16 protein-coding genes are annotated in these 22,573 nt (G+C 68.2%); 5 read left to right on the top strand and 11 right to left on the bottom strand.

Features of this window, described 5'->3' with window-relative positions; genetic code table 11:
• Positions 1-76 precede the first annotated feature (76 nt).
• On the top strand, positions 77-1,018 hold the full coding sequence (locus tag AB4Y75_RS04450; RefSeq protein WP_441434663.1) for a DMT family transporter: 942 nt from the start codon (positions 77-79) through the stop codon (positions 1,016-1,018).
• On the opposite strand, the gene AB4Y75_RS04445 is transcribed toward AB4Y75_RS04450, so the two are convergent.
• The 3 genes from AB4Y75_RS04445 to AB4Y75_RS04435 form a co-directional block, all read right to left on the bottom strand.
• On the bottom strand, positions 994-1,815 hold the full coding sequence (locus tag AB4Y75_RS04445; protein WP_441434662.1) for an MBL fold metallo-hydrolase: 822 nt from the start codon (positions 1,813-1,815) through the stop codon (positions 994-996). The genes AB4Y75_RS04450 and AB4Y75_RS04445 overlap by 25 nt on opposite strands.
• Before the next feature lie 98 nt (positions 1,816-1,913).
• Positions 1,914-3,026: a branched-chain amino acid aminotransferase gene (locus AB4Y75_RS04440; RefSeq protein WP_441434661.1), complete on the bottom strand. Its 1,113-nt coding sequence runs from the start codon at positions 3,024-3,026 to the stop codon at positions 1,914-1,916.
• Between the two features lie 86 nt (positions 3,027-3,112).
• Positions 3,113-4,174 carry a 3-isopropylmalate dehydrogenase gene (locus AB4Y75_RS04435; RefSeq protein WP_441434660.1) on the bottom strand — a complete coding sequence of 354 codons (1,062 nt, stop codon included), beginning with the start codon at positions 4,172-4,174 and terminating at the stop codon, positions 3,113-3,115.
• Positions 4,175-4,313: 139 nt separating this feature from the next.
• Here AB4Y75_RS04435 and AB4Y75_RS04430 point away from each other — a divergent pair, with 139 nt between their 5' ends.
• The 4 genes from AB4Y75_RS04430 to AB4Y75_RS04415 all read left to right on the top strand — a co-directional run bounded on the left by AB4Y75_RS04430 (position 4,314) and on the right by AB4Y75_RS04415 (position 9,677).
• Positions 4,314-5,540, top strand: a complete 1,227-nt coding sequence (locus tag AB4Y75_RS04430; RefSeq protein WP_441434659.1) for an ATP-binding protein — start codon at positions 4,314-4,316, stop codon at positions 5,538-5,540.
• 2 nt (positions 5,541-5,542) lie between these two features.
• A complete protein-coding gene (locus AB4Y75_RS04425) occupies positions 5,543-6,256 on the top strand; it encodes a response regulator (protein WP_441434658.1) in 714 nt (237 codons plus the stop codon).
• A gap of 113 nt (positions 6,257-6,369) precedes the next feature.
• Positions 6,370-7,146, top strand: coding sequence for an ABC transporter ATP-binding protein (locus tag AB4Y75_RS04420; RefSeq protein WP_441434657.1), 777 nt, complete (start codon positions 6,370-6,372; stop codon positions 7,144-7,146).
• Positions 7,146-9,677 (top strand): ABC transporter permease, encoded by a 2,532-nt coding sequence (locus tag AB4Y75_RS04415; RefSeq protein ID WP_441434656.1) that lies wholly within the window; start codon positions 7,146-7,148, stop codon positions 9,675-9,677. The genes AB4Y75_RS04420 and AB4Y75_RS04415 overlap by 1 nt, the downstream gene beginning before the upstream one ends.
• Before the next feature lie 106 nt (positions 9,678-9,783).
• Here the strand turns inward: AB4Y75_RS04415 and metG are convergent, their stop codons facing one another.
• From metG to ilvD, 8 genes are all read right to left on the bottom strand, one after another.
• A complete protein-coding gene (metG, locus tag AB4Y75_RS04410) occupies positions 9,784-11,340 on the bottom strand; it encodes a methionine--tRNA ligase (protein WP_441434655.1) in 1,557 nt (518 codons plus the stop codon).
• Positions 11,341-11,383: 43 nt separating this feature from the next.
• The gene (locus AB4Y75_RS04405; protein WP_441434654.1) at positions 11,384-12,196 is read right to left on the bottom strand and encodes an ABC transporter ATP-binding protein; all 813 of its coding nucleotides are present in this window, start codon (positions 12,194-12,196) and stop codon (positions 11,384-11,386) included.
• Positions 12,193-14,988 (bottom strand): FtsX-like permease family protein, encoded by a 2,796-nt coding sequence (locus AB4Y75_RS04400; protein ID WP_441434653.1) that lies wholly within the window; start codon positions 14,986-14,988, stop codon positions 12,193-12,195. The genes AB4Y75_RS04405 and AB4Y75_RS04400 overlap by 4 nt, the downstream gene beginning before the upstream one ends.
• 181 nt (positions 14,989-15,169) lie before the next feature.
• Positions 15,170-16,765, bottom strand: a complete 1,596-nt coding sequence (serA, locus tag AB4Y75_RS04395) for a phosphoglycerate dehydrogenase (protein WP_441434652.1) — start codon at positions 16,763-16,765, stop codon at positions 15,170-15,172.
• Between the two features lie 193 nt (positions 16,766-16,958).
• Positions 16,959-17,984 carry a ketol-acid reductoisomerase gene (gene ilvC / locus AB4Y75_RS04390; RefSeq protein ID WP_441434651.1) on the bottom strand — a complete coding sequence of 342 codons (1,026 nt, stop codon included), beginning with the start codon at positions 17,982-17,984 and terminating at the stop codon, positions 16,959-16,961.
• Between the two features lie 49 nt (positions 17,985-18,033).
• Entirely contained in the window at positions 18,034-18,546 is a 513-nt protein-coding gene (gene ilvN, locus AB4Y75_RS04385) for an acetolactate synthase small subunit (protein WP_066210822.1), read from the bottom strand.
• A 2-nt stretch (positions 18,547-18,548) separates the two neighbouring features.
• Positions 18,549-20,438: an acetolactate synthase large subunit gene (locus tag AB4Y75_RS04380; RefSeq protein WP_278266714.1), complete on the bottom strand. Its 1,890-nt coding sequence runs from the start codon at positions 20,436-20,438 to the stop codon at positions 18,549-18,551.
• Positions 20,439-20,759: 321 nt separating this feature from the next.
• Positions 20,760-22,463, bottom strand: coding sequence for a dihydroxy-acid dehydratase (gene ilvD, locus AB4Y75_RS04375; RefSeq protein ID WP_441434650.1), 1,704 nt, complete (start codon positions 22,461-22,463; stop codon positions 20,760-20,762).
• Positions 22,464-22,573: the final 110 nt, after the last annotated feature.

Below are 22,573 nucleotides of genomic sequence, written 5' to 3'. Positions count from 1 at the left end.
CTGTTCCGGACACACCGTCCATGCCGTGAGCTCCCGGTTCCCGGAGCAAGTTCCTGGAGCAAGGAGACCGCGATACATGATGGCCCGGTTCAGATCAGCACCCTCCCCCGCAGTTCTCGGCCAATTCCTCCTGCTGGCTCTGGCCTGGGGTTCCAGCTTCCTGTTCATCAAGATCGCCCTCGAAGGACTCTCGCCCGCTCAGGTGGTCCTGGGACGACTGCTGGCCGGCGCCGTCGCCCTCCTTGCCGTGACGGCGGTGACCCGGCAGCGCCTCCCCCGTGATCCGGCGGTCTGGGGGCACCTGACGGTCGTCTCGGTCCTGCTGTGCGTCCTGCCGTTCTCGCTGTTCAGCTGGGCCGAGCTGCATGTCCCTTCCGGGCTCGCCAGCATCTACAACGCGACGACGCCGCTGATGACTTTGCTGGTCGCGTCCGTCGCGCTGCCCGAAGAGCGTCCGGACCGCACGAAGCTCACGGGCCTGCTGCTCGGGTTCATCGGCGTCGTGGTGGTTCTCGGTCCTTGGCGGGGCCTTTCCGGAGGTGAAGGCCTCGCGCAGGCGGCATGTCTGCTCGCCACCCTGTCCTACGGACTCGCCTTCGTTTATCTGCGGCGGTTCGTCTCGCCACGCCGCTTGCCGGCTCTCTCGGTGGCGACCGTGCAGGTCGGCCTGGGCGCCGTCATCATGCTGGCGCTCGCCCCACTGACCGCCACCGATCCGATGCGTCTGTCCTGGCCCGTGACGCTCAGCGTCGCAGCCCTCGGGGTCGTCGGCACCGGACTGGCCTACCTCTGGAACACGAACGTCGTGGCCGCCTGGGGCGCCACCAATGCGTCAACGGTCACGTATCTCACGCCGGTGGTGGGCGTGGTGCTGGGCATCGTGGTGCTCGGCGAGTCCGTCTCCTGGAATGAGCCGCTGGGCGCGGTCGTCGTCATCGCAGGGATCGCCCTCAGCCAGGGGCTCCTCTCGTTCGGCCGCCGCTCGGCCCCGGATCACTCCGACGACTCCCGTAGGTAGCGGAGCTGTGCTTCGATGCTCAGCCGCGCCGCGCGCCGCACCCCGTCCGGCACGTCAGGGTAGACGGCCGCGGTGACCGCGTCCGCGTCGTCGCCCACTGTCCGCATGGCGCGGCGCACCTCAGCCAGCCGCGCCAGGCGGTGCTCACGGTACTGGCGCACGACGACGCCGAGCTCCCCGCCCAGCCCACCGTGCGCCGGCAGCAGGGTCACCGGGGCCGTGGCCGAGTCGGCGAGGATCGCCAGCCGGTCCAGGCTGGAGAGGTAGTCGGCGACCGTGCCGTCCGGGTGGTCCAGCATGGTGGTTCCGCTGCCGAGGATGGTGTCCCCGCTCAGGAGGCTGTCACCGCCGGCACCGCGCACCCGGAAGCACAGCGAGTCCGAGGTGTGGCCCGGCGTCGCGAGCACCTGGACCTCAAGTCCTCCCGCCGTGAGGATCTCGCCGTCGAGGAGCGGCTCGGCCTCCCTGCAGAAGTCACGGGACGCCGCCCGCACCGGGGCTCCCGTCAGCGCCCGCAAACGATCGATGCCCGCCGTGTGGTCCGCGTGACGATGCGTCACCACCACGAGCACGGGCCGGAGCGCGGCCAGCGCGGCCAGATGCGCCTCGTCGTCAGGGCCCGGATCCACCACGATGCAGTCGCCGTCAGGCCCGATCACATAGCTCTGCGTCCCGCGCAGGCTCATGGGTCCCGGATTCGGAGCGAGCAGGACCCGGATTCCCGGACCGACGGAACTGAGGGTCCCGGTCTGCGGCTCGGTTCCCGGCACGAGAGGTTCAGGGGTGGTTTCCGGCATGAGGACAGCTTGCCAGAAACAGCCGTGGCCGCCCAGCGATGGATTCATCGCCGGACGGCCACGGAAGGCCACCGGAAGCGGGGCCTGGAAGAACGGACTCAGACCAGGCGGGTCAGCCAGCCGTGCGTGTCCTCGACCTTGCCGGTCTGGATGCCGAGCAGGCGTTCGCGGATGGCCATGGTGACCTCGCCGGCCTTGGCGTCCTCGCTGCCGATGCTCTCGGTCTCATCCTTGAGCAGGCCGATCGGGGTGATGACCGCGGCCGTCCCGCAGGCGAAGACCTCGGTGATCTCACCCGAGGCGATGCCGTCACGCCATTCGTCCAGGGTGATCTTGCGCTCGGTGACCTCGCGGCCCATCTCGCGGGCCACCGTGATGATGGAGGACCGGGTGACGCCCTCCAGGATGGTGCCGGAGAGGGCCGGGGTGACCAGGGAGCCGTCCTTGAAGACGAAGAACACGTTCATGCCGCCGAGCTCTTCCACGGCGTTGTCGTTGAACGGATCCAGGAAGAGGACCTGCTTGCAGCCGTGGGATTCGGCTTCCATCTGCGCGATCAGGGACGCGGCGTAGTTGCCGCCGCACTTGGCCGCACCGGTGCCGCCGCGGCCCGCGCGGGCGTACTGGCGGGAGATCCAGATGGAGACGGGCTTCAGTTCGCCGCCGAAGTAGTTGCCGGCCGGGGACGCGATGACGCGGAAGGACACCTCACGGGCAGGACGGACACCCAGGAAGGCCTCGGTGGCGATCATGAACGGACGGAGGTACAGGGCCTCGCCGTCGCCGGACGGGACCCAGTCCTGGTCCTCCGCCACGAGCCGCTTGATGGCTTCGACGAAGACCTCTTCGGGAAGCTGCGGCAGGGCGAGGCGCTCGGCGGACTTGTTCAGACGGCGGGCGTTGGCGTCGGGCCGGAAGGTCCAGACGGAACCATCCGCGTGACGGTACGCCTTGAGGCCTTCGAAGATCTCCTGGCCGTAATGCAGCACGCCTGCTGCCGGGTCGAGGCTGATGGGGCCGTACGGCTCCACCCGCGCATCGTGCCAGGAACCGTTGCCATCCGCGTCGACCGTGTAATCGACGACGGCGGTGTGATCGGTGAAATGGTTGCCGAATCCCGGGTTCGCCAGGATTTCGGCGCGTTCCTCAGCGGTCTTCGGGGTCTCCGAGCGCTGGATGGTGAAGGTGACGTCTTGAGCCGTCGCAGTCATGATTCCTCCAAAAAGTGCCGCAAAAGCGGCGCCTGCTCATCGCTGAGGGGACGCCGCGAGCGGCTGGTGAGTTGTCCTTGTCAAGCTTACGCTTTGCGGACGGCTTCGGTGATGGCTGCGCCGATCTCGCTCGTGGTGCGCGCGGCACCCGTGCGGGACTCGACGTCGGCCGCCACGGCCGTCTCAATGCGCCGGGCCGCCTCGTGGTGGCCCAGATGATCGAGCAGGAGCGCGGCGGAGAGGATGGCCGCCGTGGGGTCCGCCTTCTGCTGGCCGGCGATGTCGGGCGCCGAGCCGTGCACGGGTTCGAACATGGACGGTGCGGTGCGGTCCATGTTGATGTTCCCGGACGCCGCCAGGCCGATGCCGCCCGTGACGGCAGCGGCGAGGTCGGTGAGGATGTCACCGAAGAGGTTGTCCGTGACGATCACATCGAAGCGGCTGGGATCGGTCACCAGGAAGATGGTGGCCGCGTCGATGTGCAGGTAATCGTGGCTGACCTCAGGGAACTCCTGAGCCACAGCCTCCACGGTGCGCTTCCACAGGTGCCCGGCGAAGACCAGGACGTTGTGCTTGTGCACCAGGGTGACCTTCTTGCGGGGGCGCTGGCTGGCACGCCGGAAGGCGTCCCGGACCACGCGCTCGACGCCGTAGGCCGTGTTGAGCGAGACCTCGGTGGCCACCTCGTGCGGGGTGCCGGTCCGGAGGGATCCGCCGTTGCCCACATACGGGCCTTCGGTGCCCTCACGGACCACCACGAAGTCGATCTCCCCCGGGTTCGCCAGGGGGCTGCCCACCGTGCCGTACAGGCGGGAAGGACGCAGGTTCACGTAGTGGTCCAAGGAGAATCGCAGCTTGAGCAGCAGCTCGCGCTCGATCAGGCCTGACGGGATCCGGGTGTCACCCGGAGCAGCCCCGATGGCGCCGAAGAGGATGGCGTCCCGGGTCTTCAGGTCTTCGAGCACCGACTCCGGCAGGGTCTCGCCGGTCTCGAGCCAGTGCTGCGCGCCGAGCGCGTAGTGGGTCGGGTCGACCTGAACGCCGTCACGTTCGACGGCGGCCGTGAGCACCGCGAGAGCCTCGGCGGTGACTTCGGGTCCGATGCCGTCGCCGGGGATGACTGCCAGGTCAATGGTGCTCGTGCTCATGTTTCCACAGTGCCAGAGCATCCAGAATATGGTCAACGCGTCTCGCATTGTGGACCGCGGCCTGATTCCGGTGTGCCTGCGGTGAATTCCGACCCAGGGTTGAGGACCGGGCGCCGGGCCGTGGCATAGGGTCGGAGCGATGGAATTCTGGCAGCGCATCACCCAGTGGACCCACCGGCACCACTTCACCGTGGACGCGATCGTGGCGGTCCTCGTCATCCTCGGGGTGGGATCGATCTACCTGGTGTCGCTCATTCCGTATCCGGACAGCACGGACACGATGTACACGAGCAGGATCTGGGGCGCCGTCCTCAGCGTCCCCATGCTCGCCACCCTCGCCTGGCGGCGCACCCGGCCCCGGCTCGCGATGTGGACGCTGGCGGTGCTCTGCCTCGCGAGTCTCGGAATCGAATACGACCTGGCCGGAGGCATCCTGGCCGTCCCCTTCATCATCTACGCGGCGGCCGCCTACGGGCGGCGCTGGGATGGCCGTTTCGCCCTTCTGCTCGGCCTGCTCGGCGGCGTCCTCCTCCCCGCCAAGATCCTGATCCAGAACGCAGGCGGCTTCTCCCGCGGGGAGCTCTTCGGCGTCGGGCTGGCGTCGGTCACCCTGTGGCTGGTGGTGCTGTTCTGCTGGACCCTCGGGGCGCTGACCCGTGCGCGCCGCATCCGGATTCAGGCCCTCGAGGACCGCGCCCGCCGGCTCGAGGTCGAGAACCAGCAGGAACGGGAGCTGGCCGCCGCGGACGAACGGGCGCACATCGCCCGGGAGATGCACGACATCGTGGCGCACTCCCTCTCGGTCATCATCACCCAGGCCGATGGCGGCCGCTACGCCGCGGTGGCGGACCCCGAAATGGGCCGCAAGGTCCTCGAAACGATCGCTCAGACCGGCCGCTCGTCCCTGGCCGAGATGCGCCGGCTCCTCGGAGTGCTGCGGCAGGAAGAGGACACCGAGTACCGGCCTCAGCCGGGGCTCGAGGACATCCCTCATCTGGTGACGGACATGCGGTCCAGCGGGCTCGTCGTCGCGCTTCAGGAGGAGGGCGCCCCGCGCTCCACCCTCCCCGCCGGAGCGGGACTGACCGCGTACCGCCTGGTGCAGGAAGCGCTCACCAACTGCCTCAAACACGCCGGGCCTGCGGCGTCGGTCAACACCACGCTGCGGTGGAGCGGCAAGGGACTGCACGTCGCCGTCACCGACGACGGCCGCGGCGCCGCCGCAGACCCGCCCACCTCCGGCGGAGGCAACGGGCTGCGCGGAATGGCGGAGCGCGTGGCGCTCTACGATGGAGAGGTCACGGCAGGACCCGCCCCCGGCGGAGGATTCACCGTGGAAGCACTGATCCCCTACTCGGAGGCCTGAGCATGCAGGAACCCACCCCCATCCGCGTCGCCCTGGTGGACGATCAGCAACTGGTCCGCTCGGGATTCAGCATGCTCATCAACTCCCAGCCCGACCTGCACGTGGTGGTCGAAGCGTCCAACGGCCTCGAAGCACTCCAGAACCTCGCCGCCACCGCGGCCGATGTGGTCCTCATGGACGTGCGCATGCCGGGCATGGACGGAATCGAAGCCACGCGCCGTCTCCTGGAGGACTCCTCCCGCCAGAACCCCGGATCCCAGCGGGCCGACCTCAAGGTGGTGGTCCTGACCACCTTCGACCTGGACGAGTACGCGCTCGAAGCCATCCAGGCCGGCGCCAGCGGGTTCCTCCTCAAGGACGCCCCGCCGGAGGAACTCCTGGAGGCCATCCGCACCGTGCACCGCGGCGACGCCGTGATCGCCCCCTCCACCACTCGCCGGCTCCTGGATCACGTGGCGCCGATGCTCCGCAACAGCCCCCAGGCCCGGGGCAACCATCAAGAGGAACTCGATTCCCTCACGCCCCGCGAGCGCGAGGTGTTCGAGATGATCGCCGTGGGCGATTCCAACCCGGAGATCGCCGCCAGGCTGTTCGTCTCCGAGGCCACCGTCAAGACCCACGTGGGACACGTGCTGGCCAAGATGCAGGCCCGGGACCGCGTGCAGCTGGTGGTCATGGCGTACGAGGCCGGAGTGGTCACCCCGGGCGTCGGCTGACCCTGGGCGGAGACTCCGGGCCCGGACCTCATCCTCCGGTATGAGCCCGCCCGTTCCCAAAGGCAGACCACGGCCCGATCCGCCCGGGACGCTCCGCGCCATAGCGTGGAAGCATGACCACGACAACTCAGAACTTCCCATCCCCCGGGTCGCCCTCCGGCACCACTCAGCCGGCCGTCAGCGCCCAGCACCTGGTGAAGAACTACGGCAAGGGCGAAACCGCCGTGGCCGCCCTCCGCGACGTCAGCATCGACTTCGCCAAGGGCCGCTTCACCGCCATCATGGGACCGTCCGGCTCCGGCAAGTCCACCCTCATGCACCTCCTCGCAGGCCTGGACACCGCAGACTCGGGCAGCATCCGCCTCGGCGAGACCGAGATCACCGACCTGAACGACACACAGCTCACCACCTTGCGCCGCGAGAACGTCGGCTTCGTGTTCCAGGCCTTCAACCTGGTGCCCACCCTCACCGCTGAGCAGAACATCCTGCTGCCCATCGAACTCGCCGGCGGGAAGGCCGATCTGGAATGGTTCGACTTCATCGTGGACGTCCTCGGACTCAAAGACCGGCTGAAGCACCGCCCGCACGAGCTCAGCGGTGGGCAGCAGCAGCGCGTCGCCGTCGCACGCGCGCTGCTGACCCGGCCGCACGTGCTGTTCGGCGATGAGCCCACCGGCAACCTGGACTCGCGCTCCGGCGCCGAGGTCCTCTCCCTCCTCCGACGCAGCAGCAAGGAACTGGGCCAGACCATCATCATGGTCACCCACGATCCCGTCGCGGCCAGCTACGCGGACCGGGTGATCCTCATGAGCGACGGCCAGGTGGTGGGCCAGATCGAGTCACCGACCGCGGAGTCCGTGCTGGCCGCCATGAGCGAGCTGGGGGCCTGATGCTGCGCGTCGCACTGTCCCAATTGCGCACCCACGGGCGCCGCTTCATCGCCGTGGGCCTGGCCATCATGCTCGCGGTCGCTTTCCTGGTGAGCACCCTGCTGGTGTCCTCCAGCACCAAGGCCTCGCTGGCGGCCAGCCTCGGTGAGAGCTATCACCGGGCCGGCCTGGTGGTGTCCCCCGTCAAGAGCACCGAGAACTTCACCGCCCAGGACGTCAGGACCCTGGCCAAGGTGCCCGGCGTGCAGACCGTCTACGGCCAGGCCAACGCCATGACCGTGGTGGAGGGCAACAACGCCTCGTTCATGGGCATGGTCCAGAACTCGGCGCCCGCCGAACTGGAATCGGCGCGCACCCGCTCCGGCCATCTGCCGGGCGCCACCGGCGAAGTGGCGGTCGACGCCAGCACGGCCGAGCAGTTCCGCCTCAGCGTCGGCTCCGTGCTCAAGCTCCAGGCGCCGTCCGGTCCTGAGGAGAACGGAACTCCCGCCAAGCCCGGCAAGATCGAGCTGAAGATCTCGGGCATTCTGGAGCCCAGCTCCGATCCACTGCGCGGCAGCTTCGCGCAGCTGCTCGCCCCGGCCTCCGTGGTCTCCCAGCTGAGCGCCGGTGAGGACCGCGTGGCCATGATCCAGCTCAAGTTGGCGCCCGGCGCCGACCTCGGCCAGGTCAAGCAGGCGGCCGCGAAGGCGCTGGAGTCCAACCCCGTGGCCGCAGCCGTCAGGACTCCGGAGGAAGCCGCCGTCGCGCAGGTCCAGACGTTCACGGACGGCCAGGACCAGCTGACGATCGTGCTGCTCGCGTTCGCCGTGATCGCGCTGTTCGTGTCCGCCCTGGTGGTGTCCAACACGTTCTCGGTCATCATCGCCCAGCGGACCCGGGAGCTCGCGCTGCTTCGCTGCATCGGCGCCACCCGGTCGCAGATCCGGTCCTCGGTGCTGCTGGAAGCCGCGATCGTCGGCCTGGTCTCCTCGGTGGTGGGCGCTCTCGTGGGCATCGGCGTCCTCGCAGGCCTGATCGCCCTGGCCAAGACGGATCCCACCCGCTCCTTCGCCACGCTCGCCGTGGACCCGGTGGCCCTCGTGGCGGGCGTGCTCATCGGTGTGATCATGACCTTCATCGCCGCACTGGTGCCCGCCCGGGCCGCGACGCGCGTCGCTCCCCTGGCCGCTCTGCGACCGCTCGACGACGCGTCTCTGAGCAACCGCCGCGGCCGCGTCCGCCTGGTGATCGGCTTCGTCCTGATGCTCATCGGCCTGCCCATGCTGCTGGGCGGGGCCTGGCTGAACAGCCTCCCGGTGGCCCTTCCGGGCGGACTCCTGACGTTCCTGGGCATCTTGTTCTGCGCCGGGCTGTTCATCCCGGGCGCCGTCCGCGGCCTCGGCCGTCTGGCACACCCCAGTGGCGTTCCCGGCCGGCTCGCGGCCCTCAACGCGGTCCGCAACCCGGCGCGCACCTCCGCCACGGCGTCGGCGCTGCTGATCGGCGTGACGCTCGTGACCATGATGATGGTGGGCGCCGGCTCCGCCAAGGCGGCCCTGGGACAAGGACTGGCCGAGCGCTACCCCGTGGACATCAGTGTCAGCTCCCCGGCCGGTCCCGCCGACGGCCAGAGCGGGTCATCCAAGGCGTTCACCGCGGCCTCCGCACAGAGCGTCTCCGGGCTGAAGGGTGTGGCGGCCAGCGCCATCCTGGTCAAGGCAGGCAGCTTCGCCGACACCGCGGAGGGCGCGAACGGCTCCGAAATGACGGTCTACGCCGTGGATCCGAGTGCCGCACGCACCGTGCTCAACGATCAGAACCGTCAGCCCCAGAACGGGACACTGCTGGTCTCCCGCACCGGGCCGAAGGGCCCCGTGACCGTGAACGGCCCGCGCGGCAAGATCGTCCTGGAAGCCGTGCGCACCAAGACCGACGAGATGATCCCCGTCATGACCCTGGACGACGCGCGGACCATCAACAACTCGCTGCCCAGCGCCGGCGAGCAGCTCTGGGTGAAGCTCAACGCCGATGTCGCGGCGAGCGACATCCGCGGGATCGTCAACTCGATCGCGACCACGCTGGACGTCCCGGCGGCGTTCGTGAGCGGAGCCGTCATGGAACGGGCCGCGTTCGAAGAGGTCATCAACGTGATGCTGCTCGTGGTCACGGCACTGCTGGCCGTGGCGGTGTTCATCGCCCTGATCGGCGTGGCCAACACGCTGAGCCTGTCCGTGCTGGAACGCACCCGGGAGAACTCACTCCTGCGGGCGCTCGGCCTGACACGGCGCCAGCTCCGGCTCATGCTGGCTCTGGAAGCGGTCCTGATCGCCGGGGTCTCCGCCCTGCTGGGCGTGGTGCTGGGTTCGGCCTTCGGCTGGCTCGGGGCGAAGTCGGCCCTCGGCGTGATGGGTCCGGTTCCCTTCGACGCCCCGTGGCTCGGCATCGCGGGCGTCCTCCTGGTCGCGGTCGTGGCGGCGCTGCTCGCCTCGATCGTGCCGGCCCGGCGCGCCGCGCGTCTCTCCCCGGTGGAGGGTCTGGCCGTGAGCTGATCCGCCTCCCGCGGCAAGGCGATGCCTTCCGCGAGGGAACAGCTGAGGCCCGGAAAACCATGTTTTCCGGGCCTCAGCTGTTCCCTCGCGTCAGGAAGAAGGCGAATCAGGCTTCTGCGGGCTCCTCATACTTGGGGAACACCGGGGCGGGAGCGGGCAGGGCCGTGCCGGCCACCAGACGCGTGCTCAGGGCGGAGAAGAGACGGCTCTCCTCGGACTCCTGGCCGAGCAGATCGAGGACCTTGCCCGCGGAACCGGGCATGACCGGCTGGCTCAGGATGGCCACCTGGCGCAGCACCTCCAGCGTCACGTACAGCACGGTGTTCATCCGGGCAGGGTCGGTCTTGCGCAGAACCCACGGCTGCTGCTCGGCGAAGTACGCGTTGCACTCCCCCAGCACGTGCCACATGGCCTCCAGGGCCCGCGAGAACTGCTGTTCCTCGAACTCGGCGCGGACCGTCTCCAGCAGCGCGTCGGCCTGGGCCAGCATCGCCTCATCGGCGGCCGTGAAGTCACCTGGCACCGGCACCGCGCCGTCGCAGTTCTTCGCCACCATCGAGAGAGAACGCTGGGCCAGGTTGCCGAAGTTGTTGGCCAGATCGGCGTTCATACGGCCCACGATCGCGTCGTGGTTGTAGCTGCCGTCGGCGCCGAACGGCACCTCGCGCAGGAAGAAGTACCGCACCTGGTCCAGGCCGTACTGGGCCACGAAGTCCGCGGGAGCCACCACGTTGCCCAGGGACTTGGACATCTTCACACCGTTGTTGTGCAGGAAGCCGTGGATCATCACGCGCTGGGGCAGCGGCAGCCCGGCGCTCATGAGGAACGCCGGCCAGAAGATGGCGTGGAAGCGGGAGATGTCCTTGCCGATCACGTGCACGTCCGCGGGCCAGAACCGCTGGAACTTCTCCCCCGCGTCGTCCGGGAAGCCGACGCCGGTCAGGTAGTTGGTCAGCGCGTCCACCCAGACGTACATCACGTGCTTGTCGTCGCCCGGGACGGGCACACCCCAGTCGAACGTCGTGCGGCTGATCGAAAGGTCCTCGAGCCCGCCCTTGACGAAGCTGATGACCTCGTTGAAACGGCTCCGCGGGTAGCCGAACTCCGGCTGCTCCTCGTAAAGCGCCAGGAGCTTCTCCTGGTACTGGGAGAGCCGGAAGAAGTAGCTCTCCTCCTCGGTCCAGGTCAGCTCGGTGTCCGTGGCCTTGGAGTAGCGCTTGCCGTCCTCGCGGAGCTCGGTCTCGTCCTCGCCGTAGAACGCCTCGTCACGGACCGAGTACCAGCCCTCGTACTTGCCGAGGTAGATGTCGCCGTTGGCCTCCATGCGGCGCCAGATCTCCTGGCTCGCCGCGTAGTGGTCCTCATCCGTGGTGCGGATGAAGCGGTCGTAGCTGATGCCCAGTTCCGCGTGCGTGGCCTTGTAGATCTCGGCGTTGCGGTCCACGAGTTCCTTGGGCGTGATGCCCTCCTTCTCGGCGGCCTGCGCGATCTTCATGCCGTGCTCGTCCGTGCCCGTCAGGAACATGACGTCGTAGCCGTCCAGGCGCTTGAAGCGCGCCATGGCGTCCGTGGCGATGTACTCGTAGGCATGCCCGATGTGCGGGACGCCATTCGGGTACGTGATGGCCGTGGTCAGGTAATAGGACGGCTTCTGCTGCGTCACGGTGTGTTCTCTCCTGCGGTGCGTGCGGGGCGCTGGGCGGTGCTCAGTTGAGTTCGGTCATCGAGTCGGACACGCGGATGAGCTCGTGGTCGTGTGAGGCGACCAGGACCGAGATGCCGTCCTTGGTGGTGTCCTTGAGGATGCCGATGATCTTGTTGGCCGCGGCGCGGTCCAGGCTGGCGGTCGGTTCGTCGACCACCAGGACGCGGGTGCCGAGGATGAGCGCGCGGGCGATCGCCACACGCTGGCGTTCGCCACCGGACAGCTGAGCCGGGCGGTGCTTGATGCGCTTGCCCAGTCCCACCAGTTCGAGGAGGTCCTTCGCCATCTCGGTGCGCTGTTCCACCTCGCCGTCCGGGACCGCGGGCAGCAGCACGTTCTCCAGGGCGCTCATGCCCTCGATGAGCGCGCCGCCCTGGTCCACGTATCCGATGAGCGCGCGACGGCGGTCGGCCACCTCGTCGTCGTTCATCGCGTCGAGCGGTGCGTCCTCCCAGAACACGCGGCCGCTGGTCGGCAGGGTGAGGCCGGCGCTCACGGTCAGGATGGAGGTCTTGCCGGAGCCGGAACGGCCGGCGACGCAGTGCATCTCACCGGCGTCGAGGTCCATGTTGAAGCCCTCGACCACGGTGACGCGCTCGGCGCCGTTCCGCTCCCCGCCGTAGCGGATGGTCACGTCCTCCAGCCGCAGTGGGGTCTCGTGGTCGGCCACCTTGATGATGGTGTTCGCACGGGTCTGGAGTTCGGTGGCGTCCTCGATGGGCTGCTCCACGCTCACGGTGTTCTCCTGGTCCTGGGTCGGGGCCGGGCGCTCTTCGGCGCGGCGGTTCTTCCGGGATTCTGGTTCAACGGTCATCGAATGATCCTTGTCGCTACGGGAACCCACAGTACGACGGCGAGCAGACCGGCCAGGCCGGCCCAGATGGCCGCGTAGGGGGCGAGGAAAATACCCAGGAGCGCGGCACCCAGCACGCCGATGGGAAGGGCGTACAGGCCCACGAGGGCGTGTTCGAAGAAGCGCACCTGACGGAGCATGTCAGGGTTCCAGCCCATCGCGTTCAGCACGCCGATCTGCTCGCGCTTGGCGCCCAGTTCGAAGCGTCCCGTGACGATGGTCAGGAACAGCCCGACGACGGCGCCCGCGACGGCCAGGATGATGGCCGGGAGCACGATGCTCCCCGCCGCCAGGCCACCCAGGGCGGAAGCGCCGGCTGCGCGCGGGATGTCGACCAGGACGGACACGAGCGCACCGACTGCCGCACCGAAGACGCCGACGGCGACGGCCAGGGCCAGGGTGTTGAAGCGGTGGGTCTTCAGTTGGCGGTTGGCGAAGGTCAGCGGCGAGTCGATCGTGATGAGGCTGGCGTCGTCCACGACTTCCTGGTCCACCACGTGGTGGTGACGCAGCTGGCGCACGGCCAGCCAGGCCGCCACGGCGTAGATGACCAGGACCAGCAGGGAGACGATCGCGGTGGCCAGGTTCCAGCTCAGCAGGCTGAGGATGAGGCCCGCCACGGCCAGTGCCGCGGCGCCCACACCGAACTCCTGGAGGACCCACTTCCTGATCTGCTTCTGGTTCCAGCCCATGGCGCGCAGGATGGACGCGTCCGCGCGGCGCTTGCGCACGTAGCTGACCGTGGAGGCCGCGGTCAGCAGCGTGGCGCCCAGGAGGGCCAGGAAGAGAAGCATGATGTTGGTCCCGGAGAGCGAGCTGCTCACGGCGGCCGCGGCGTCCTGACGGACCCACGACTGCTGGACGGTTCCGAGGGCCTGTTCGGCGCCGGAGGCGTCCTTGCTGTAGCCCGGGACGAAGATGTTGGCGTCCTCGCGGGCGGAGCCGGAGACGATGGTGGCCTTGAGGCCGAGGGCGCGGATCTGGTCGGCGAGCTTGGCGATGTCGCCGCCGGCCTGACGCCAGCCTCCTTCGGCCTTGGCGCGCACGCGGACGGCGTCCACGACGTCGGCGTCCTTGGTGTAACCGCGGGCGGCGGCCAGACCGTAGTAGTCCGTGATGGCGCCGGCGGACTGGCTGACCAGACCCGTGGCGCTCAGGCTCGGCTTGAGGGCCTTGGAGCCGGCGTCGTTGCCCGAGGCGTCCTTCGCCAGGCTGAACGGCACGGGATCGTAGCCGCCCAGGGGCAGGCGGTTGATGTCGCCCGCCGCCTTCTGGACCGCGGAGGGGTCGAACGTGCCGTAGACGATGGGCAGCGGGGTCGCCTTGGCGTCGCCGCGGGCGACGTCCTTGCGGTAGGAACGGTCTTGGACCGGCTTGCGCTGTCCCTGATCCACGGCGGTGCCGTCGAGGGCGCGCTCCGGCAGGCTGTTGACCGTGACCCAGTCACCGGGAACGGCCTGCTTCTCCTCGGAGCCATTGGCCCCGGTGCCCTTGGCGGAGTAGTCCGGGGCGGCAGCGAACTGGGTGCTCCAGGTGGCGGGGTCGTAGAGGCCGGACGCGAAGCTGGAGGTCGACCCCAGCAGATCGGAGTGATCCGTGCCGCCCGGCCACTGCAGGACGAACGGGGACTTCGAGACGAACGGGAGGTAGCCGTCACCGAGGTTCTTCGAGACGGTGCCGACCTCCTTGGTCACCTTGCCGGCGTCGTCGAGCTCCTCGATCTTGACGTTGTACTTGACGTCCAGATCGGTGCCCTGACGGACGACGAGCGGGATCGCCTGCGAGTCGTCGGTGATCTGCTTGCTGCGCACGCTCGCCTCGTACTGCATGAGCGTGGGGGCCCAGTACTTCAGACGCACGCCGAGGAAGTCCGGACCGTCCTGGATGTCCTGCTGGGACATGCCGGAGGAGAGCTTCTCCTGGAAGAAACGGCCGATCGCCCCGGCGTTGCGCCCGTCCGCGGGCGGAGCCTTCTCCAGCGGGGCGAGGAACGCACCGGCGTCCCCGAGCAGCGCGCGCTCGGCGGTCGGGTCCACGGCCACCACGGATTCGCTGATCTCGGGGGCCAGGGGCAGCGCGATGTTGGCGTTGAAGAGGGTGTGGGTGGAAGTGCCCGCCGGGGCGGGGAACTTGATGCCGGTCTCGCCGTCCGGGGCCTGGATCTGCACGGACTTGCCACCGGCCACGGTGGTCTCCACGACCTTGGCCTTGCCCAGGGTCCCTTCACCCACGGTGCTGAACAGTTGCCGCTCGGTCACCCCGTCCGAGCTGGTGGCGCTGGCCGTGATGCGGTACTTGGTGGCCTTGTCCGGAAGCACGGATTCGGCCTGCGGCCACTTGGATCCGTCGGTGGAGCCCGGGGTGCTGGTCTGCTGCAGCCCCACGAGGCCCGAGTTGTAGCCGAGGTAGTCCATCGCACGGAGCTGAGGAGCCTCAAGGTTCTGTGTCACGCGGGAGACCAGCGAGATGGGCGCGGCCACCGAGGTGCCGTCCATCTGACGGATCTTGTCCAGCTGGTCGAAGCTGATCCCGCCCTGGCCGGTGACGATGTCCGGCTGCATGAGCTTGCCGTCCCCCTGCCCCGGCGCCTGCACCAGGATGTCGTAGAGGCCACGGGAGTTCTGGTCCACGGTCTTGACCAGGGCAGCCTGTGAGCTGCTCTGGACCAGGACGGACAGCGCCATGGTCACGATCAGGATGGTCGCGGTCAGCAGCAGCACGCGGCTCCTGATGAACCGTTCAACGGCGTTCATTGCACTCCTGGGGTGAGGGAACGGGAGAGGGCTGCTCTGCAGACATGGCTTCGCCCACGCTCCGACGGGGTGGTTCAAGGCTCAGGGCCGGCCTGCCGACCGCTGTGGCGCTCAAAGCGCCATAGCTATTGTAGGCAGACCGGCCCCGGTTCCCGGGACCCGCGGTCCCATCAGTGTGGCCCTACGACTCGAGGTCGACCTCGCGCACGGCATTGGCGCCCACGCCCGCCTTGATGGCGTCCAGGACCTGCTGCGGAACGGAGGAATCGACCGTCAGGAGCGCCATCACGTCGCCGCCTTCGGTGCTGCGAGCCACCTGCATGCCGCCGATGTTGATGTTGTTCATGCCCAGGATGTGGCCGATCGTGCCGACCACGCCGGGACGGTCCTGGTAGCTGACCACGATCAGGTGATCGGTGATGGGGATCTCGACGTCGAAGCCGTTGACGCCCACCAGCTTCTCGACCTGCTTGGGGCCGGTCAGGGTGCCGGACACGGTGATCTGCGAGCCGTCGCTCAGCGCGCCGCGCAGCGTCAGCACATTGCGGTAGTCCTCGGCATTCTCCGTGGTGATCAGGCGGACGTTGATGCCGCGCTGCTCGGCGATCACCGGGGCGTTGACGTAGGAGACCTGCTCGGAGACGACGTCGGCGAACACCCCCTTGAGGGCGGACAGTTCCAGGACCTTGACGTCCAGCGCGGCGATCTCGCCGGCCACCTCGACGTCGATCTGGGTCACCGAGTCGTGGGTGAGCGCGGTGAAGATCCGGCCGAGCTTCTCGATCAGCGGGATGCCCGGGCGCACGTCCGAGTGGATGACGCCACCGGCCACGTTGACCGCGTCGGGGACGAGCTCGCCGGCCAGGGCGAGACGGACCGACTTGGCCACGGAGATCCCGGCCTTCTCCTGGGCTTCCGCGGTGGAGGCGCCCAGGTGCGGGGTGACCACCACGTTGTCCAGGCCGAAGAACGGCAGGTCCGTGGAGGGCTCCTTGGAGAACACGTCGATGCCGGCGCCGGCGATCTTGCCGGCCACGAGGGCCTCGTGCAGCGCGGTCTCATCGACCAGGCCGCCGCGGGCGACGTTGACCACGTACGCGGTCTCCTTCATCTTCTCGAACGCCTCGGCGCCGAGCATGCCCACGGTCTCCGGGGTCTTCGGCATGTGGATGGTGATGAAGTCGGACTGGGCCAGGAGCTCGTCCAGAGTCACCAGCTTGACGCCGAGCTGTGCGGCGCGGGCCGAGGTGACGTAGGGGTCGTAGGCGAGGATCTCGGTGCCGAACGCCTGGAGGCGGGCGGCCACGAGCGCGCCGATGCGGCCGAAGCCGATGATGCCGATCTTCTTCTCGTACAGCTCGGTGCCGGAGTACTTGGAGCGCTTCCACTCGCCCGCCTTGAGGGCGCCGCAGGCCTGCGGGATGTGGCGGGCCAGGCTGAGGATGTGGCCGACGGTGAGCTCGGCGGCGGAGATGATGTTGGAGGTCGGCGCGTTGACCACCATGACACCGGCCTGGGTGGCGGCCTTGATGTCGACGTTGTCGAGGCCGACGCCGGCGCGGGCGATCACCTTGAGGTTCGGCGCGGCGGCGATGGCCTCAGCGTCCACCTGCGTGGCGGAGCGGACCAGGATGGCGTGGGCGTCGGCCAGGGCCGGCAGGAGCTGGGAACGGTCTGCGCCGTCGGTCTGCCGGATGTCGAAATCCGGTCCCAGTGCCGCCACGGTGGCAGGCGATAGTTCTTCGGCAATGAGTACTACGGGCTTGGTGTCTGTCACCGGTGACCTCTTTGTGGCGATCGATACTGCAGTGGCTTGTCTCAGGTGTCCTGAGCGTGGAATCGCCGGGCCCGCGCACTGTGCGGGCCCGGCGTCCTTGCTTCACACGCCTGGCACCGAGATTACTGGTTCGGTGCGGCGTGCCGGGAATCGGCTTCCCTTTTGTGAAGGATCGCGATCCCCCGGGTGGGGATCAGCGAGCGGCGGAACCGTCGACGTAGTCGGAGTCCTGCTGCTTCCAGGAGAACAGGGCACGGAGGTCCTTGCCCACGGCCTCGATCGGGTGCTGCTCCGCCTTGGCGCGCAGTTCCTTGAACTCGACGGCGCCGTTGTCCTGGTCATCGATGAAGCGCTTGGCGAAGGCGCCGTTCTGGATGTCGGCCAGGACGGCCGCCATGTTCTCCTTGACGCGCGGGTCGATGACGCGCGGGCCGGAGACGTAGTCACCGAACTCTGCGGTGTCGGAGACGCTCCAGCGCTGCTTGGCGATGCCGCCCTCCCACATGAGGTCGACGATGAGCTTCAGCTCGTGGAGCACCTCGAAGTAGGCGATCTGCGGCTGGTAGCCGGCCTCGGTCAGGGTCTCGAAGCCGTACTGGACCAGCTGGGACACGCCACCGCAGAGGACTGCCTGCTCGCCGAAGAGATCGGTTTCGGTCTCCTCGGTGAAGGTGGTCTTGATGACGCCGGCGCGGGTGCCGCCGATGGCCTTGGCGTAGGACTTCGCGGTCTCCCAGGCGGTGCCGGTGGCATCCTGCTCGACGGCGATGATGTCCGGGATGCCTCGGCCGGCGACGTACTCGCGGCGCACCGTGTGGCCGGGGGCCTTCGGGGCGACGAGGATGACGTCGACGCCTTCGGGAACCTGGATGTATCCGAAGCGGATGTTGAAGCCGTGGGCGAAGGCAAGGGTCTTGCCCGCGGTCAGCTTGTCCTTGATGGAGTCGTTGTAGATCGCGCGCTGGTGCTGGTCCGGCGCCAGGATCATGATGAGGTCGGCCCACTCGGCGGCGTCCGCCACGCTCTTGACCTCGAAGCCCTCGTCCTCCGCCTTGGCGATGGACTTGGAGCCCTCCTTCAGGCCGATGACGACCTGGACGCCGGAGTCGCGCAGGTTCTGGGCGTGGGCGTGGCCCTGGGAGCCGTAGCCGACGATGGCGACCTTCTTGCCCTGGACGATCGTCAGGTCTGCATCGTCATCGTAGATCAGCTCGGTCATGGAAATTCTCCTTGGAATGGTGGGGGTTGAACGGTGTCTCGTGTGGGCTTCAGGCGGACCGCAGTGCGCGGTCACTCATGGAGCGGGGTCCCCGTCCAACGGCCAAGGTGCCGGACTGCACAATCTCGCGGATGCCGAAAGGCTCCAGGACTGACAGCAGTGCTGTGATCTTCTCCGGATGACCGGTGGCCTCGATGATCAATGAGTCGGTGGACACATCGACCACGGAGGCACGGAACAGGTCTGCGGCTTGGGTGACCTGCAGACGCGTTGCGGCATCGGCCCGTACTTTGACCAGGATATGGTCGCGCTGTACGGAAGCGTCGCTCGTGAGCTCTACGATCTTGATCACATTGATCAGTTTGTTGAGCTGCTTGGTGACCTGTTCGATCAGGTCACCTTCCGCCTCGACCACCGCGGTGATGCGGGACGTGCCCGGCACCTCCGTGGGGCCGACGGCGAGGGAATTGATGTTGAAGGCCCGGCGGGCGAAGAGGCCGGAGACGCGCGTGAGCACGCCGGGCTTGTCCTCCACCAGCACGGAGAGAGTGTGACGGCTCATGATCAGTCCTCTTCTTCCCACTCGGGGGTCATGTTCCGGGCGACCTGGATCTGGTCATTGCTCACGCCGGAGGGCACCATCGGCCACACCATGGCGTTGGGGCTGACCACGAAATCGATCACGACGGGGCGGTCGTTGATCTCCAGCGCCTTCTGGATGGTGGCGTCGATGTCCTCTTCGCGTTCGCAGCGCAGCGCGGCGCAGCCGTAGGCGTCGGCGAGCTTGACGAAGTCCGGGATCCGGACGGTGTCATGGCCCGTGTTGAGGTCCGTGTTCGAGTAGCGGCCCTCGTAGAACAGGGTCTGCCACTGGCGGACCATGCCCAGCGAGGAGTTGTTGATGATCGCGACCTTGATCGGGATGTTGTTGATGGCGCAGGTGGCGAGTTCCTGATTGGTCATCTGGAAGCAGCCGTCGCCGTCGATCGCCCAGACCACGCGGTCCGGGTTGCCCACCTTGGCGCCCATGGCGGCCGGGACGGAGTAGCCCATGGTGCCGGCGCCGCCGGAGTTGAGCCAGGCGTGCGGGCGCTCGTACTTGATGAACTGCGCGGCCCACATCTGGTGCTGGCCGACGCCTGCCACGAAGACGCCCTCGGGTCCGGTCAGCTCGCCGATCCGCTGCAGCACGCGCTGCGGGGCGATCAGGCCGTCCTCCGGCTCGGTCCAGCCGAGCGGGTAGGTCTCCTTGAGGTTGTTCAGGAAAGCCCACCAGGCGCCCAGGTCGGGCTTGCCGTTGGCCTCGAAGTACGCGCGGAGAACCTCGGTCAGCTCCGGGATGATCTCCTTGACGCTGCCCACGATCGGCACGTCCGCGGTGCGGTTCTTGGAGATCTCGGCCGGGTCGATGTCCGCGTGGATGACCTTGGCGTTCGGTGCGAAGGTCTTCAGCACGCCGGTCACGCGGTCATCGAATCGGGCGCCGAGGGTGATCAGCAGGTCAGCCTGCTGCAGCGCGGTGACGGCGGACACCGTTCCGTGCATGCCGGGCATGCCGACGTGCTGCGGGTGGGAGTCCGGGAAAGCGCCCTTGGCCATGAGGGTGGTGACCACGGGGGCGCCGCTCAGTTCCGCGAGTTCCTTGAGCTCCTCGCAGGCGTGGCCCTTGAGCACGCCGCCGCCCACGTAGAACACGGGCTTCTTGGCGGCGCCGATCAGCTTGGCCGCCTCGCGGAGCTGCTTGCTGTGGCCGCGCAGCACGGGACGGTACCCGGGCAGATCGATCTTGGGCGGCCAGGAGAACATGGTCTTGGCGACCTGTGCATCCTTGGCGAAGTCCACCAGGACGGGGCCGGGACGGCCCGTGGAGGCGAGGTGGAAGGCCTCGGCCATGACCCGGGGGATCTCGTCCGGGTCCGTGACCAGGAAGGAGTGCTTGGTGATCGGCATGGTGATGCCGACGATGTCCGCCTCCTGGAAGGCGTCCGTCCCGATCACTCCACTGGAGACCTGACCGGTGATGGCCACCATCGGCACGGAGTCCATGTGGGCGTCCATGATGGCGGTGACCAGGTTGGTGGCGCCAGGACCGGAGGTGGCGATGCACACGCCCACCTCACCGGTGACCATGGCGTAGCCCTGCGCGGCGTGGCCGGCTCCCTGCTCGTGACGGACCAGGATGTGATTCAAACTGGAAGCCATCAACGGGTCGTAGGTGGGCAGGATGGCACCACCGGGCAAACCGAAAATGTCCTTGACGCCGAGTTCTTCGAGCGAGCGGACGAGTGCTTGTGAGCCGGTCATCTCCGTTGGGGGTACAACGTTGTTCGGCCCGAGGACAGGAGAGAGGGCCGCTGCGTCATCGGCAGCGGTGACGGCGCGCTCGGACTTTTCCGCGTTCTTCGCGGACTTTGCAGCCAACAGCGTGGGGCTGATGGGCGATCCTTTGCTCATCGGACTCTTCCTCGTTGGTGCCCCTTGCGGGGCGATTTCGGGTGGGTGACTGATCGTGGCGTCTGTAGCAACAAAAAAACCCCTCAGCCGTGAGGCTCTTCGAGGGGTTGCGCGTGACTGACCGTTACCAGCTTGGCTTATGCCACGCGCTTGGTAAGGACTACGACGATCACGGTTTCAGTCATGGCTACAGTTTTCCCCGTGGCGTGATTTAGTGTCAACTGCTGGACGCTCCGTCTCACTATGCGGACAGTCGCGTCCGGCATGCGGTCACGACGACGGCGGCGCCACGCACCGCCGTCGTCGCCTGGGAAGCGTGCGCTACCCGCAGTACGCGCCCGTCGACGCCGAGTTGACCAGCTTGGCGTACTTCGCCAGCACTCCCGTGGTGAAGCGCCCCGGAAGCGGCGCCCAGCCCACCCTGCGTGAGGCGAGTTCATCCTCATCGACCAGGAGATCGAACGAGCGCGCCGCGATGTCCACGCGGATCCGGTCGCCGTCCTTGACGAAGGCGATGGGTCCGCCGTCGACGGCTTCCGGGGCGGCGTGACCGATGCACAGGCCCGTGGTGCCGCCGGAGAAGCGCCCGTCGGTCAGCAGCAGGACGTCCTTGCCGAGCCCCGCCCCCTTGATCGCGCCGGTGATGGCGAGCATCTCCCGCATGCCCGGGCCGCCCTTGGGCCCCTCATAGCGGATGACCACCACGTCACCCTTCTGGATCTCGCCGCGGTCCAGGGCGTCGAGGGCGCCCTGTTCCCGCTCGAAGACGCGGGCTGTGCCTTCGAAGATGTCGGCGTCGAACCCGGCGGTCTTCACCACGGCGCCTTCCGGCGCGAGGGAGCCGTGGAGGATGGTGATGCCGCCGGTCTTGTGGAGCGGGTTGTCGAGGGCACGCAGGATCTTGCCGTCCACATCCGGTGGATTGATGGCTTCCAGGTTCTCCGCCACGGTCTTGCCGGTGACGGTGAGGCAGTCGCCGTGGAGGAGGCCGGCGTCGAGCAGCGCCCGCATGATCACGGGCACTCCCCCGATGCGGTCGACGTCCGTCATCACGTAGCGGCCGAACGGCTTGAGGTCGCCCAGGTGCGGGACCTTGTCGCCGATGCGGTTGAAGTCGTCCAGGACGAGGTCGACGCCGGCCTCCCGCGCGATCGCGAGCAGGTGCAGCACCGCGTTGGTCGAGCCGCCGAACGCCATGGTCACCGCGATGGCGTTCTCGAACGCCGGCTTGGTCATGATGTCCCGGGCGGTGATGCCCAGGCGCAGAAGGTTGACCACGGCCTCACCGGAACGGCGCGCGAAGTCGTCACGTCGCCGGTCTGCCGACGGTGGCGCCGCGGAACCGGGCAGCGACATCCCGAGCGCCTCGCCGATGCAGGCCATGGTGTTGGCCGTGTACATGCCGCCGCAGGCGCCTTCCCCGGGACAGATGGCGCGCTCGATCCGGTCCAGGTCTCCCCGGCTCATCCTTCCGGCGGCGCAGGCGCCCACCGCCTCGAAGGCGTCGATGAGCGTGACTTCTTTCTCGGAGCCGTCCTCCAGCCGCACCCAGCCGGGCATGATGGAGCCGGCGTAGAGGAACACGCTCGCCAGGTCGAGGCGCGCGGCGGCCATCAGCATGCCGGGGAGGGACTTGTCGCAGCCTGCCAGCAGCACGGAGCCGTCGATCCGCTCGGCCTGCATGACGGTCTCCACCGAATCCGCGATCACCTCACGGGAGACCAGGGAGAAATGCATGCCGTCGTGTCCCATGGAGATGCCGTCCGAGACGGAGATGGTGCCGAACTGCATCGGGAACCCGCCTCCTGCGTGCACGCCTTCCTTGACCGCCAGGGCGAGACGGTTGAGGGAGAGGTTGCACGGAGTGATCTCATTCCAGGAGCTCGCGACGCCGATCTGCGGCTTGGCGAAGTCATCGTCCCCCATCCCGACGGCACGGAACATGCCACGGGCCGGAGCCGCGTGGATGCCGTCCGTCACCACCCGGGAACGCGGCTTGATGTCTGGAGTGGGTTCTGCGGTCATGGCATCCTCCGTCGCTCGGGAACCAGGCCCAGCGAGCAGACCCGGCGCGTTGCCGCCAGTCTATGACCTGCCTCACAGAATGGCACCGGAGGGGTTTCAAGGTCCCGGAT

The organism is Arthrobacter sp. RAF14 (genome assembly GCF_052114185.1).
GTDB lineage: Bacteria > Actinomycetota > Actinomycetes > Actinomycetales > Micrococcaceae > Arthrobacter_E.
The sequence above is the reverse complement of the archived record's forward strand: the minus strand, read 5'-3'. Positions and strand labels throughout refer to the sequence as shown.